The organism is Ruegeria sp. HKCCD7296, from assembly GCF_013110775.1.
Lineage (GTDB): Bacteria > Pseudomonadota > Alphaproteobacteria > Rhodobacterales > Rhodobacteraceae > Ruegeria.
Genome location: NZ_WVRF01000002.1, coordinates 334,283 through 348,631, shown reverse-complemented (window position 1 = coordinate 348,631; position 14,349 = coordinate 334,283). Strand labels below are relative to the sequence as shown.

Annotated in this window: 14 protein-coding genes; 12 read left to right on the top strand and 2 right to left on the bottom strand. The window is 56.5% G+C overall.

What is annotated here, in order from left to right:
* Window positions 1-8: 8 nt before the first annotated feature.
* Window positions 9-1,004 (bottom strand): hypothetical protein, encoded by a 996-nt coding sequence (locus GS632_RS04375; protein ID WP_171721366.1) that lies wholly within the window; start codon window positions 1,002-1,004, stop codon window positions 9-11.
* A gap of 466 nt (window positions 1,005-1,470) precedes the next feature.
* Here GS632_RS04375 and GS632_RS04370 point away from each other — a divergent pair, with 466 nt between their 5' ends.
* The 3 genes from GS632_RS04370 to preA are packed head-to-tail and all read left to right on the top strand — an operon-like array spanning window position 1,471 to window position 5,011.
* Window positions 1,471-2,805, top strand: a complete 1,335-nt coding sequence (locus GS632_RS04370) for an NAD(P)-dependent oxidoreductase (protein ID WP_171234075.1) — start codon at window positions 1,471-1,473, stop codon at window positions 2,803-2,805.
* 46 nt (window positions 2,806-2,851) lie between these two features.
* Complete coding sequence (locus GS632_RS04365; RefSeq protein WP_171237421.1) at window positions 2,852-3,688, top strand: methyltransferase domain-containing protein; 837 nt, start codon at window positions 2,852-2,854, stop codon at window positions 3,686-3,688.
* Window positions 3,689-3,706: 18 nt separating this feature from the next.
* Complete coding sequence (gene preA, locus GS632_RS04360; RefSeq protein ID WP_171237422.1) at window positions 3,707-5,011, top strand: NAD-dependent dihydropyrimidine dehydrogenase subunit PreA; 1,305 nt, start codon at window positions 3,707-3,709, stop codon at window positions 5,009-5,011.
* 47 nt (window positions 5,012-5,058) lie between these two features.
* On the opposite strand, the gene GS632_RS04355 is transcribed toward preA, so the two are convergent.
* The gene (locus GS632_RS04355) at window positions 5,059-5,667 is read right to left on the bottom strand and encodes a TetR family transcriptional regulator C-terminal domain-containing protein (RefSeq protein ID WP_171174593.1); all 609 of its coding nucleotides are present in this window, start codon (window positions 5,665-5,667) and stop codon (window positions 5,059-5,061) included.
* Between the two features lie 171 nt (window positions 5,668-5,838).
* Here GS632_RS04355 and GS632_RS04350 point away from each other — a divergent pair, with 171 nt between their 5' ends.
* The 9 genes from GS632_RS04350 (at window position 5,839) to GS632_RS04310 (ending at window position 14,336) form a co-directional block, all read left to right on the top strand.
* Window positions 5,839-7,089, top strand: coding sequence for a Zn-dependent hydrolase (locus GS632_RS04350; protein ID WP_171237423.1), 1,251 nt, complete (start codon window positions 5,839-5,841; stop codon window positions 7,087-7,089).
* Window positions 7,090-7,181: 92 nt separating this feature from the next.
* A complete protein-coding gene (hydA, locus tag GS632_RS04345; RefSeq protein ID WP_171174589.1) occupies window positions 7,182-8,636 on the top strand; it encodes a dihydropyrimidinase in 1,455 nt (484 codons plus the stop codon).
* A 55-nt stretch (window positions 8,637-8,691) separates the two neighbouring features.
* The gene (locus GS632_RS04340; RefSeq protein WP_171237424.1) at window positions 8,692-9,489 is read left to right on the top strand and encodes an ABC transporter ATP-binding protein; all 798 of its coding nucleotides are present in this window, start codon (window positions 8,692-8,694) and stop codon (window positions 9,487-9,489) included.
* Complete coding sequence (locus tag GS632_RS04335; protein ID WP_171234082.1) at window positions 9,479-9,922, top strand: GNAT family N-acetyltransferase; 444 nt, start codon at window positions 9,479-9,481, stop codon at window positions 9,920-9,922. Before GS632_RS04340 ends, GS632_RS04335 begins: the two co-directional genes overlap by 11 nt.
* Window positions 9,919-10,836 (top strand): ABC transporter permease, encoded by a 918-nt coding sequence (locus GS632_RS04330; protein ID WP_171237425.1) that lies wholly within the window; start codon window positions 9,919-9,921, stop codon window positions 10,834-10,836. The genes GS632_RS04335 and GS632_RS04330 overlap by 4 nt, the downstream gene beginning before the upstream one ends.
* Entirely contained in the window at window positions 10,833-11,678 is an 846-nt protein-coding gene (locus GS632_RS04325; protein ID WP_171174581.1) for an ABC transporter permease, read from the top strand. Before GS632_RS04330 ends, GS632_RS04325 begins: the two co-directional genes overlap by 4 nt.
* A gap of 63 nt (window positions 11,679-11,741) precedes the next feature.
* On the top strand, window positions 11,742-12,737 hold the full coding sequence (locus tag GS632_RS04320) for an ABC transporter substrate-binding protein (protein WP_171237426.1): 996 nt from the start codon (window positions 11,742-11,744) through the stop codon (window positions 12,735-12,737).
* A gap of 158 nt (window positions 12,738-12,895) precedes the next feature.
* On the top strand, window positions 12,896-13,609 hold the full coding sequence (locus GS632_RS04315; RefSeq protein WP_171237427.1) for an ABC transporter permease: 714 nt from the start codon (window positions 12,896-12,898) through the stop codon (window positions 13,607-13,609).
* Window positions 13,602-14,336 (top strand): ATP-binding cassette domain-containing protein, encoded by a 735-nt coding sequence (locus tag GS632_RS04310; protein ID WP_171237428.1) that lies wholly within the window; start codon window positions 13,602-13,604, stop codon window positions 14,334-14,336. Before GS632_RS04315 ends, GS632_RS04310 begins: the two co-directional genes overlap by 8 nt.
* Window positions 14,337-14,349 lie beyond the last annotated feature (13 nt).

Below are 14,349 nucleotides of genomic sequence, written 5' to 3'. Positions count from 1 at the left end.
CGATCCTGTCAGCGCAGCCACAACCCTTTGCTTTTGATCGTGTTGCGAATGGCCTGTTCGCGCCGCGGCAGGTTGTTTTGATCAAACAGGGCGCGGATTTTTGCACCTTTTCCCTGAAGGACCAATTTTTTCAGCGGATCATACTGTTTGAGGACCTTCTTGACCTTGTTCGGAGCCACAACGGCCTCCAGAACGTCGATCACATGATCACTTTCGCGGGCGTAGAGCAGTGGGAACAAGCGGTAGTGACAACTGACAGAGCCATCAAGCAGGCCTTCGGGCAGCGCATCCCGACCTCCGCCGAATGAATGTATCACAAGCGGAAGGGCAGCTTGATCCAGCCATGGATCAAGGTTTTGGCCCGTCAGTTCGGGTATGTGTTCATCTCGGATCGCTTTGGCATAGTCCAGATAGCGTTCACCAAAAACCCTCGGGCATTTGTAAAAGAAATAGCCTGCGTTGAAATACAGATACCGCCGCCAGTAATCATGGGGTTGGCTGACATCTAATGAGCTTTCAAAATCCAGCCCGAACCGCTGATACAGCGCCCGCCAGATGCCGTCGAGGCCGGGGCCGTAGAGCGTTGGTTTTGGCCATGTCCCCTCAACCTTCAACGATGCGCCAGGACGGTCGAAGTCAAAGGGTACAGTTGTGATGTCACCGGTGATCAGCGTGTCGGTGTCAAAGAACACAAAGGGCTCATTTTCGGGCAAGGCCAAAAGGGCCTCGATCTTGTTGCCGTATGGGTAGCTTTCGCCAAAGACATGCGAATCAAAGGGAAGAACTTCGGCATCCAATTGCGTCAGCGCTTTGAGAACGTCTTCGTCCTGAATGCTGGGGTTCTGATTCCAACGTGGTCCCGATTTGGGCGTGGCGACAAACAGTTTGCCTTCAAATCGCGGTGAGCTGTGCCGCAATGATGCGGCAAACAGCAGGGCTTCGTATTGCAGGCGATTATTTTGTCCGACAACAGCAATGTTAAATTTCTGTGGATTTGCCTGCATCTGCGCCCGTTCCTGATGAGTGCGCGACCCGGCACCCTTCGTCCCGGAGTACAACACCTGACCCGAACCGTCAAAAGCCGAAAGCTGAATGCACTGCCGGGTAATCTCATTTTTTCAAGGTGGTCATCTGAAACAGCTGAATTGAGCGCTGACCAATGCACAAAGGCCTTTGTCATTGACGGCAGATCAACCGAAAAGGACAAGATATTCGAGAAATGGATCGGTTGCACTTACCGCCTGGTACGCAAACGCCGGCCATCGCGGCGCGCGGGTTTGGACCGAGTCCGATCATCTCATCACAATGACTGAGGTTTCTTAGCCTCAAAATTACACAAAGCCGGAGGAAAACCGGCTTTTTGCCCGGGTTTTTCACTTTTTTGACCTTTTGATAAATTTTACCAATTGATAAAAAAATTTTTTGTGGCAAGCTGAGGTCATAACAAACATATCTACAGGGAGTAGAGTGATGGCACAGGGCCAGATGGCACCCGGCATCGTCGCTGGGCGGCTTTCCAGCGATGAGCTGACCTCGAATTTCACCGATCTGCATCCGCCACTGGCCCCGCATGAGGCCGCCGTTGCCGCTGATCGATGCTATTTCTGCTATGACGCACCATGCGTGACAGCCTGTCCGACGGATATCGATATTCCGTTGTTCATTCGCCAAATTCAGGCGGGGCAGCCACAGTCGGCAGGGCGGACCATTCTGGAACAGAACATTCTGGGCGGCATGTGCGCTCGGGTCTGTCCAACCGAAACGCTCTGTGAAGAAGCCTGTGTGCGCGAGGCTGCAGAAGGCAAGCCGGTTGAGATCGGTAGACTGCAACGTTTTGCGACCGATGACATCATGGCCTCTGGCGCGCACCCATTCGAAAGGGCGGCACCTACGGGCAAGACTGTTGCTGTTGTTGGGGCAGGGCCTGCAGGGCTGGCTTGCGCCCACCGTCTGGCCATGTTGGGCCATGACGTCGTAATCCATGAAAGCAAGCCCAAGCCGGGCGGGCTGAACGAATATGGGATTGCCGCTTATAAATCGACCAATGATTTTGCGCAGGCCGAGGTGGATTGGCTGCTGAAAATCGGCGGGATTGCGATCGAGACCGGATCGGTGCTGGGCGACAGTATCTCGCTGGATGGCCTGCTTGAGAATTACAACGCGGTTTTCCTATCCATCGGCCTGGCTGGGGTGAACGCCCTGCGCGCAGGCGGTGTTGAAAAGGATGGCGTTCGTGCTGCCGTTGATTTCATCTCGGATGTGCGGCAGGCAGATGAACTGGTAAACCTGCCCGTTGGTCGCAACGTTGTCGTCATTGGCGGCGGCATGACAGCGGTAGATGCTGCTGTGAAGTCCAAGTTGCTGGGCGCGGAACATGTCACCATTGCCTACCGTCGCGATCGCGACGCCATGGGCGCCAGCCGGTATGAACAGGACCTTGCCGCCTCGCACGGCGTTCGAATCCTGACCAATGTGCAGCCGGTTGCCGTGCATGGAAACGGAACTGCTGCTGAGATCGAACTGGAATATACCTCCAGCCAGAACGGTCAGCTCACTGGAACCGGCGAGACAATCCGCCTGCCTGCAGATCAGGTGCTCAAAGCCATCGGTCAGACGCTGGATGGCGCGCCTGAAGGGCTGACGCTGGACGGCAATAAGATTGCTGTCAGCGGGGCTGGACGCACCTCAATGTCGGGTGTCTGGGCTGGTGGGGACTGTGCGGCGGGGGGTGAAGACCTGACCGTGACAGCGGTTGCTGAAGGCCGGGATGCAGCGATGGACATCCACGCGACACTCGTTTCGTGATAGAGTGGGGTATTCACCCCATTCCTTTCGCTGCTGAGGTATTCTCATGTCCCAGATCGAACAAGCTGTTGCTCAACACTATACCACCGGTGCCCTGACCGAACGCGTCCGCGCGGCGCTTGAGGCCAGCGGTATTGACCCGGACGCGGCCACCGTTGCTGATCTGAAGGCAGGGGATGAGTTCCACACGGGTGGTGTTCTGGCGACCGATAACCTGTTTGCTCAATTGTCGCCGACCCATGCAACCCGCGTTCTGGATGTGGGGTGCGGTATAGGCGGCACCTCGCGCTATATCGTGAATCGTTATGACTCTTCGGTAATCGGGGTCGATCTGACGCCTGAATTTGTGGAAACGGCCACCGTGTTGAGCGATCTGGTCGGGCATTCGGAAAAGGCCACTTTTCATGTGGGCAGTGCCTTGGACATGCCTGTGCCGGATGCGGGTTTTGACCTTGCAGTCATGATGCATGTGGGCATGAACATCGAAGACAAGGCCGGACTGTTTGCGGAAGTGTCGCGGGTGCTGGCCACGGGCGGAACTTTTGCCTTGTTCGATGTCATGGGCGGAGACGTGGACGAGCCGCTGGCTTTCCCACTCCCTTGGTCCACTTTGCCAGAGACTTCGTTCGTGCACGCGCCGGATGTGTACAAAGACGCAGCAGTGGCGGCGGGGTTGGAACTTGAGACCGAAACCGACCGCACCGATTTCGCGCTTCAGTTCTTCGAAGATGTCTTTGCCAAGATCGCTGAAAGCGGCCCCGCGCCGCTGGGGATCCACCTAATGATGGGCGAGACGGCGCCCGAGAAATTCCAAAACTACGTCACAAACCTCAAATCCGGGCGCATTCGCCCGACCGAAATGATTTTCAAGAAATCCGGCTGAGCCGGGAAGGGAGAAGCTATGGCCGATCTGACGACAAACTTTCTGGGCATTTCCAGCCCCAACCCGTATTGGCTGGCCTCTGCGCCGCCCACCGACAAGGAATACAACGTCCGCCGCGCCTTCGAGGCCGGGTGGGGCGGTGTTGTCTGGAAAACGTTAGGGTCCGAGGGCCCTCCGGTCGTGAACGTGAACGGCCCGCGCTATGGCGCGATATACGGCGCGGATCGGCGGTTGCTTGGTCTTAACAACATAGAATTGATCACGGACCGGCCATTGGAAGTGAACCTCGAGGAAATGGCGCGGGTCAAAGCGGATTACCCGGATCGCGCACTGATCGCTTCGATCATGGTGCCCTGCGAGGAGGAGGCATGGAAGGCCATCCTGCCGCGCGTTGCCGAAACCGGCGCGGATGGGATCGAACTGAACTTTGGCTGCCCGCACGGTATGAGCGAGCGCGGAATGGGCTCGGCTGTGGGACAAGTGCCGGAATACATCGAAATGGTCACACGCTGGTGTAAGCAGTACTACGACCGCCCGGTCATCGTGAAGCTGACGCCGAACATCACCGATATCCGTAAACCTGCAGCTGCGGCAAAGAACGGTGGCGCGGACGCCGTGTCGCTGATCAACACGATCAACTCGATCACCAGCGTCAATCTGGATACGTTCAGCCCCGAACCCTCAATCGACGGCAAGGGCAGCCATGGTGGCTATTGTGGCCCTGCGGTGAAGCCGATTGCACTGTCGATGGTGTCCGAGATCGCGCGGGCCGAGGCCACGCATGGCCTGCCGATTTCCGGTATTGGCGGCGTCACCACATGGCGTGACGCGGCCGAGTTCATCTCGCTGGGCTGCGGCAATGTACAGGTCTGCACGGCTGCGATGACCTATGGCTTTAAAATTATCGACGAACTGACCGCCGGTCTGTCCGAATGGATGGATGAAAAAGGGTACAGCAGCATTGACGAGGTGATCGGTCGTGCCGTGCCCAATGTCACCGACTGGCAGTATCTGAACCTGAATTACATCGCCAAGGCGAAGATCGACCAGGACCAGTGCATCAAATGTGGTCGTTGCTATGCGGCTTGTGAAGATACCAGCCACCAGGCGATTTCGATGTCGGATGATCGCGTGTTCGAAGTGATCGACGAAGAATGCGTGGCGTGTAACCTGTGCGTCGACGTGTGCCCGGTTGAAGACTGTATCTCGATGGTGCCGATGGCACCGGGTGAGGTCGATCCGCGTACAGGCAATGAGGTTCAGCCGACCTACGCAAACTGGACCACGCATCCGAACAACCCGATGGCCAAGGCGGCCGAATGAACCGATTTGGAAAGATCATTACGGGGCCGCTCTTGCGGCCCCTTTTTTCAAGGGGTCAAAAGCTTTCGATACAGCGTGTCCACAAAAGGGTCCGCCCCTTCAAACGGATCCTCTTCCCCCAAGATCGCACGCACCTGAACTTCGAAATCTGCGTAGTGCTGGGTCAGCGCCCAAATCGAAAACATCAGGTGATAGGGGTGCACCCGCGCGATTTTGCCCTGATCCATCCAGCGCGTCAGGATCACGGTTTTTTCGTCAACCAGTTCCTTGAGATCCTTGGACAAAGCCTCGTGGATACGCGGCGCGCCCTGCACCAGTTCATTGGCAAAAAGGCGGCTTTCGCGTGGTAACTCCTGACTCATTTGCAGCTTGCGCCGAATATAGGCCAGGATTTCTTCCATCGGATCGCCATCCTCGTCCAGATCGTGCAAAGGGGCCAGCCAGGTTTCCAGAAGACCCGATAGCAGTTCAGTATGGATCGCCTCTTTCGAAGGGAAATAGTACAGCAGGTTTGGTTTGCTCAGTCCGGCTTCGGCGGCAATCTGATCCACGGTCGATCCGCGAAACCCGTGGGCTGAAAACACGTTCAGGGCGGCCTCGAGGATCGCAGCACGGTTCTTTTTCTGAATGCGAGTCGGTGCGCGGTCTTTCGGCATGTTTTCGGCGTGTCTCTTTTTTCGACTATAGGCGCGGAATTCAGTGAAAATTCAAGCTGTGCCGCGCAATTTCTTGACTGATCTCGAACCCGTGATAGCGTGAGTTTGACCAGATGGTCAAATCAAGACACCAAAAGCGAGCCAAATCGCAAGCAAACAGGGAAGATGAACATGGCAGCTCCGGCGCAGAATCTCAGGATCAATGGCGACAGGTTGTGGGACAGCCTGATGGAGATGGCCAAGATTGGCCCCGGTGTTGCCGGTGGCAACAACCGCCAAACCCTGACGGATGAGGACGCAGAAGGCCGTGCTTTGTTCCAGAAATGGTGCGAGGAAGCTGGTTGCTCCATGGGCTTGGACCAGATGGGCAACATGTTCGCCCACCGTCAAGGGGCGGACCCTGACGCGTTGCCGGTCTATGTCGGTTCGCATCTGGATACGCAGCCGACCGGCGGGAAGTATGACGGTGTCTTGGGTGTTCTGGGGGGGCTCGAGATCATCAGGACCCTCAACGATCTTGGGATCAAAACAAAGCATCCAATCGTGGCGACCAACTGGACCAATGAAGAAGGCACGCGATATGCGCCCGCCATGCTGTCTTCGGGCGTGTTTGCAGGAATGCACACGCAGGATTGGGCGTATGATCGCGAGGATGCCGAGGGCAAAAAGTTTGGGGATGAACTGAACCGCATTGGCTGGCGCGGCGATGAGGAAGTCGGCGCGCGAAAAATGCATGCGTTTTTTGAGCTGCATATCGAACAGGGCCCGATATTGGAGGCCGAGGGCAAGGATATTGGCGTTGTCACGCACGGGCAAGGGCTGAGCTGGACCCAAATCACCGTGACCGGCAAGGATGCCCATACCGGGTCAACCCCGATGCCGATGCGTAAGAACGCGGGCCTTGCGATGGCGCGTATTCTCGAGAAAGTGGACGAGATCGCGTGGTCTCATGCGCCGCACGCAGTGGGAGCGGCTGGTCATATCGATGTCCATCCGAACTCACGTAACGTGATCCCGGGAAAGGCAGTGTTCACGGTCGATTTCCGCTCGCCCGAATTGGATGTGATCACGGACATGGAGAACCGTCTGCGGGTGGCGGCCGAAGACATTGTGGAAGACATGGGCTTGCAGATCGAATTCGAAAAAGTTGGTGGATTCGATCCGGTGAAATTCGATGATAGTTGTGTGTCCGCCGTACGCAACGCGGCCGAGCGGTTGGGATATTCGCATACGGATATCATCTCGGGTGCGGGGCATGACGCCTGTTGGATCAACCGCGTGGCCCCGACCGCGATGATCATGTGCCCATGCGTGGACGGGTTAAGCCATAACGAGGCTGAAGAGATCAGCAAGGAATGGGCTTCGGCTGGGGCGGATGTTCTGTTGCACGCCGTCGTCGAGACGGCTGAAATCGTGGAATAGGGGGCTCTGCCCCCGTCGCCCGATGGGCGACTCCCCCGAGGTATTTTTAGCCAGATGAAGCAAGCGGCGCAGACCGCATCAGGGAGTTTGAAATGAGCACTGTTATCAAGAACGGAACCGTCGTCACTGCGGATTTGTCGTACAAAGCGGACGTGCTGGTCGAAGGTGGTGTGATCACTGAAATCGGAATGGATCTGAAGGGCGACAAGGAGTTGGACGCCACCGGCTGTTATGTGATGCCGGGTGGGATCGATCCTCATACTCACTTGGAGATGCCCTTTATGGGTACGTACTCCAGCGACGATTTCGAAAGCGGCACGCGTGCGGCTTTGGCTGGTGGCACGACAATGGTGGTGGATTTTGCTCTGCCCAACCCCGGTGAAAGTCTGCTGGATGCGTTGAAACGCTGGGACAACAAATCGACGCGGGCGAATTGTGATTATTCGTTCCACATGGCGGTCACCTGGTGGGGCGAGCAGGTGTTCAACGACATCAAGACTGTGATTGAGACGCGGGGCATCAATACGTTCAAGCATTTCATGGCCTATAAAGGCGCGCTGATGGTGAATGATGATGAGCTGTTTGCGTCGTTCAAGCGTCTGGCCGAATTGGGTGGAACCGCAATGGTTCATGCCGAAAACGGCGACGTTGTGGCCGAGTTGAGCGCCAAGCTGTTGGCTGAGGGCAATACAGGACCTGAAGCGCACGCCTATTCCCGTCCGCCGCAGGTTGAGGGTGAGGCCACCAATCGGGCCATCATGATTGCTGATATGGCCGGGGTTCCGCTTTATGTGGTGCATACTTCTTGCGAAGAGGCACATGAGGCTATTCGGCGCGCCAAGATGCAGGGCAAGCGGGTGTGGGGCGAGCCACTGATCCAACATCTGACCCTGGATGAGAGCGAGTATTTCCACCACGATTGGGAGCACGCCGCGCGGCGGGTCATGAGCCCTCCGTTCCGTAACAAACAACATCAGGACAGCCTGTGGAACGGTTTGCAATCTGGAACGCTGAGCGTTGTTGCGACGGACCATTGTGCGTTTACGACTGAGCAAAAACGTTATGGCGTAGGGGATTTCACCAAGATTCCGAACGGGACCGGAGGGTTGGAAGACCGAATGCCCATGCTGTGGACCTATGGTGTGAATACGGGACGACTGACGCCGAACGAATTTGTCGCTGTTACATCAACAAACATCGCCAAGATATTGAATTGCTACCCTAAAAAGGGTGCGGTTCTGGTCGGCGCTGATGCTGATCTGGTGGTTTGGGATCCAAACAAGGCCAAGGTGATTTCGGCTGAGACGCAGCAATCATCGATCGACTACAACGTCTTTGAGGGTAAGGAAGTGCGCGGGTTGCCGCGGTTCACGCTGACCCGTGGTGCGGTAGCGGTGCATGATGGAGAGATCAGGACTCAGGAAGGTCACGGGAAGTTTGTGGCGCGTGACGCCAACACCCATGTCCATAAGGCTCTGAGCACCTGGAAAGAGCTGACGGCACCACGGCCCGTTGAGCGGACGGGTATACCGGCCACCGGTGTTTGATCTGTTTGGGCCGCTTTGCAGGCGGCCCTGACACCACTCTTTTCAAGGCAAAGTAATGAACACTGAAAGCACGACCCAGCCCGTCATCCAGGCAAGGCAGCTGGACCTGACGTTCCAGACCAACGATGGGCCAGTTCACGCGCTCAAGGACGTGAACCTGACAATCGACAAGGGTGACTTTGTCAGTTTTATCGGGCCGTCCGGATGCGGCAAAACCACGTTTCTACGCTGTATCGCGGCATTGGAAACACCTACGGGTGGCACGCTGACTGTAAATGACATGACCCCCGATGAGGCGCGTCGGAAACGGGCTTATGGGTATGTGTTTCAGGCGGCGGGTTTGTATCCGTGGCGTACCATTTCCAAGAACATCAAGTTGCCGCTTGAGATCATGGGATATTCCGCCGCCGAACAGGATGAGAGGGTGAATAAAGTCCTGGAACTCGTTGATCTTGCTGGCTTTGGGGGGAAGTTTCCCTGGCAACTATCCGGTGGGATGCAGCAACGCGCAAGCATCGCGCGGGCCTTGGCATTCGATGCCGACATCCTGCTGATGGACGAGCCGTTCGGCGCGTTGGATGAGATTGTGCGCGATCACCTGAATGAACAGCTTTTGGCGCTGTGGGCGCGGACCGAGAAGACAATTGGCTTCGTGACACACTCGATCCCCGAGGCGGTGTATCTTAGTACCAAGATTGTGGTCATGAGCCCAAGACCGGGGCGGATCACGGATGTAATCGATAGCCCTTTACCCAGAGAACGGCCATTGGACATTCGTGACACGCCGGAATTCATCGAGGTCGCGCATCGCGTGAGGGATGGGCTGCGGGCGGGGCATTCCTATGACGACTGAACTGAACGCAGATAAGATCAGACGCGCCGTGCCAAGTGACGTCAAGTCCTGCGCCAAGGTCGTTCACGACTGGGCGACGCAAACAGATTGGATGCCCGAGGAATTGCCGGTGGAAGAACTGGCGAACCTGATCCGGGATGCATTCGAAAGTCGTGAGATCTGGGTCGCCGGTGATCCGGTCGATTGCTATATGTCGGTTGATCCCGAGCAGCAGAAGATTGGCGCGCTGTATTGCAGCCGAACGGGGCAAGGCATCGGCAAGCGGTTCATCGATATCGCCAAAGAGGGAAGAGGGTTTCTTTGGCTGACGACCCACAGGCCCAACACCGCGGCGCAGCGCTTTTATCGCCGCGAAGGGTTTGAAGTGACCGCAGAGGAGCCTCCGGTACCGCCAGACACTGTGCCCGTCTATCGCATGGAGTGGCACGCATGAAGCAGGTCGTTGCCATACTCACAGTTGTCGCTGCAATCGCCCTGATTTGGTACGCGGCTTGTGTTCCGATGAATATCAAAGGTGTTCTGAGTGAGCTTGAGCGTGGCGGGGCCGAGGTTCAGCCGCCCACTGCAAGCGCGCGCCGCGACTTGGGCGAGTTTGGGCTGGTGGTAAACAACACGTTTGCGATCTCCGCCGCGTGGGAACAGAAAAAACCCCGTTTGCCTTCGCCCCATCAGGTCGTGATTGAATTGTGGGAAACGACTGTCGAGAAGAAAATCACCTCGAAACGATCGTTGATCTATCATGGTTGGGTGACGCTCAGCGCGACGATGCTTGGCTTTGTGATCGGCACGGGGTTGGGCATCTTGCTGGCTGTGGGGATCGTTCATAGCCGCGTGATGGATTTGTCTGTCATGCCATGGGCCATTGTGAGCCAGACGATCCCCATTATTGCACTGGCACCAATGATCATTGTTGTCCTGTATTCGGTTGGCGTTCAGGGGATAATCCCCAAGGCCATCATATCGGCTTACCTTAGCTTTTTCCCGGTTGTCGTTGGTATGGTCAAAGGGCTGCGCAGCCCCGATGCGATGCAACTGGACCTGTTGCAAACCTATAATGCCAGCCGGTCGCAAGGCTTTTGGAAACTGCGCTTGCCTGCGTCGATGCCTTACCTTTTCACGTCGTTGAAAATCGGTATCGCGGCGTCTTTGGTCGGCGCAATCGTGGGGGAACTGCCGACAGGGGCCGTCGCCGGGCTGGGTGCTCGTTTGCTGGCTGGCAGTTACTATGGCCAGACGGTGCAGATTTGGTCGGCCTTGTTCGCGGCCGCCATTCTGGCTGCCTGTCTGGTTGGATTGCTCGGATTGGTTGAGCGGATGGTCCTGAAGCGGATGGGGATGGCGCAATGATGTTGGTTATCTTTGCTCTGCTGCTGTGGGCTTTTGGCTGGTGGTTGAACAGCCGCCTGGCCAGTGGACCTCAGGCGGACAGTCGGATCGTACGCTTTCTGGCGCCGGTGATTTTCGGGTTGACCGTCGTAGGTGCGTGGGAGCTGTTGGTGCGCGGACTAGAGGTTCCGTTGGTCATCCTGCCAGCACCTTCCGCCATCGCGCTGCGCTTTGCCGGTAGCCTTGACATTCTGTGGGCGGATTTTGTTCAGACAATTCTGAAAGGTGCGCTCAGCGGATATGTCATCGGCTGTGGATCGGCATTTCTTATGGCCATTGCTGTGGATCGGTGGGACTTCCTGCGCCTCGGTCTTTTGCCTGTGGGGAATTTCGTAGCAGCTCTACCCATCGTTGGAACGGCGCCGATCCTGGTCATGTGGTTCGGGTTTGATTGGCATTCCAAAGCGGCGGTGGTCGTTGTGATGGTGTTCTTTCCGATGCTGGTCAACACCGTGGCCGGGTTGCGTGAAGCCACGGCGATGCAGCGCGATCTGATGGAGACTTATGCCGCAACCTATTGGCAGAGTTTTGTGAAACTGCGTTTGCCTGCGGCGATGCCTTTCATTTTCAATGGGTTGAAGATTTCAACAACTTTGGCTTTGATCGGAGCCATTGTGGCAGAGTTCTTTGGCTCGCCAATCGTGGGGATGGGCTTTCGGATTTCTACCAGCGTAGGCCAGCTGTCGCTTGATATGGTCTGGGCCGAGATCGTGGTGGCAGCGCTTGCCGGCACCGCCTTTTATGGCCTCGTCGCAGGCATCGAGAAGGTCGTGACGTTTTGGCATCCGTCACAACGTGGATAAGAAAAGGAATAATTCAACAGACCTCGAAAACGGGGCAACCAAAAGCAACTAGGAGATAAAAAGATGAACAAGCTACTTAGCGGGGCGGTTGCCGCCTTCAGTTTGGCAGCCAGTACGGCGCTTGCGGCGGACGAAGTGACGTTGCAGTTGAAATGGGTCGGGCAGGCGCAATTTGCTGGCTACTTTGTAGCAGAAGCGAAAGGTTTCTACGACGAAGAAGGGCTTGATGTCACAATCAAACCGGGCGGTCCGGACATCGCACCGGAACAGGTTATTGCTGGAGGTGGTGCCGACGTCATCACCACTTGGATGGCCGCTGGTTTGGCTGCGCGTGAACGCGGTGTTCCGCTGGTAAACATTGCACAGCCGTTCAAAACCGGAGGGCTTCAGGTCAACTGCCTGAAGTCCACCGGCGTTGAAACGCCCGAGGATTTCCCCGGCCGCACCATGGGTGTTTGGTTCTTTGGCAATGAGTATCCCTTCTATGCTTGGATGGCGTCCTTGGGCATCGAAACGGATGGCGCGGACGAGAACGGGGTTACTGTTCTAAAACAGGCGTTTTCCGCAGATCCCCTGATTCAGGGGCAGGCGGATTGCATCTCCACCATGACGTACAACGAGTACCGCCAGATCCTTCAGGCCGGTATCACGCCCGAAGAGCTGGTGACTTTCAACTATCTTCAGATGGGTTTTGGGATGCTCGAGGACGGCCTGTATGTCATGGAAGAGAACCTGAGTGATCCTGAATTTGTCGACAAGATGGAACGGTTCGTTCGTGCCTCGATGAAGGGCTGGAAATATGCAGCTGAAAATCAGGAAGAGGCCGCTGAAATCGTGCTGGAATTCGATGAGACCGGCGCGCAGGAGCTGGACCATCAGGTTTACATGATGGGTGAGGTCGCAAAACTGATTGAAGGATCAGACGGTGCGCTGGATCCGGCTGACTACGAGCAGACAGTGAAAACACTGCTCTCGGCCGTTTCTGCAGAGAACCCGGCAATTACCAAGCAGCCCGAAGGTGCCTGGACGCACCAGATCACGGATGCAGCCTTGAACTGATCCAAGTTGTCAATCCGAACAATTTCAACGCGGTCCCGATTGGGGCCGCGTTTCATATTTCCTATGCCGGATTTGTGTCTGTACTCATTCGAAAAACAGAGTAGTATTTACCTGTAAATAAACGCATTTCGTACGAAATACAGGCATCACGGTAGAAAATGCAAGGATTTGCACCAGAATTCAACTCTGCAATTTCTCTGATCCTGCATGGGGACTCAGAGCTTTGGGCGATTGTGCTGTTGTCTCTGAAGGTTTCACTGTTTGCCGTGCTGATTTCCGCGCTGATTGGGATGCCTGTGGGGGCTGCTTTGGCCGTTGCCGGGTTTCCTGGAAGACGCATTTTGATCGTGCTGATGAATGCACTGATGGGGTTCCCGCCCGTGGTCGTGGGCCTGCTGGTCTATCTGATGCTGTCCCGTTCAGGCCCTTTGGGTGTACTGCAACTTTTGTACACGCCAACTGCGATGATTATCGCGCAAGTGGTGCTGGTCACGCCAATCGTCGCGGCATTGACGCGGCAGGTGATCGAGATGCTGGCCGAGGAGTATTCGGAACAGTTGCGATCCCTCGGCGTGTCCAGGCTGGCTTCGGTTCCGGTTTTGTTGTGGGACGCAAGGCTGGCCTTGGTTACGGCCTTGCTGGCAGGCTTCGGACGCGCCATCGCCGAGGTTGGCGCGGTGATCATTGTCGGGGGCAACATCAACCACGTGACGCGCGTGATGACCACAACCATCGCGTTGGAAACTTCAAAAGGAAACCTCGCATTGGCGTTGGCATTGGGGGCGATCCTGATCGGGATTGCTGTGGCGGTGAACGCAATGGTCAGCGCCGTAAGCTTGAAGGCCGAGCAAGAGGGGTTGCGCCATGCGTGATGGCATCTGCAACTTGGTGAGCCGCCTTGAGGTCAAAGATCTTCGGATTCGCAGCAAAGGCCGTTCGTTGCTGGATGTGCCGTCGCTGGTTCTGGATGGTCCCGGACCAACCCTCATCCTTGGTCCGAACGGCGCAGGCAAAAGCCTGCTGTTGCGTTGTTTGCATGGTCTGATCGCACCGGATCGTGGGCGCGTCGTCCAGGACGGACTTCCGCTGAGCACGGCACAAAAGGCGCGCCAGGCTATGGTGTTCCAGCAACCGGTTTTGTTGCGTCGTTCGGTCTCTGCAAATCTGGACTTTGTTCTAAAGCGTCAGAGTATGGGGCGCACAGACAGAAAAAAACGCATCGCCGAATTGCTGGTCGAAGGGGGGCTGGACGGCAAGGCGCGACAGCCGGCTCGCTCACTTTCCGGGGGTGAGGCGCAGCGGCTGGCAATCCTGCGCGCCCTGGCGACTGAGCCCGAAACTCTGTTTCTGGATGAACCGACCAGTGCCCTGGACCCGAGCGCCACACAAATGATCGAGCGGATGATCCGGCGCGCCTCGGCACGTGGGGTGCGGATCGTTATGGTGACACATGACATCGGACAGGCGCGACGTTTGGCTGCGGATATTGTCATGATGCAGGGCGGTCAAGTGGTAGAACATGGGCCCGCGAAACAGGTATTGGATGCCCCCGAAAGCGAAGCATCGCGTCGCTATCTGGCGGGTGGGTTGGTTACTTAATAAGAAAAGACGG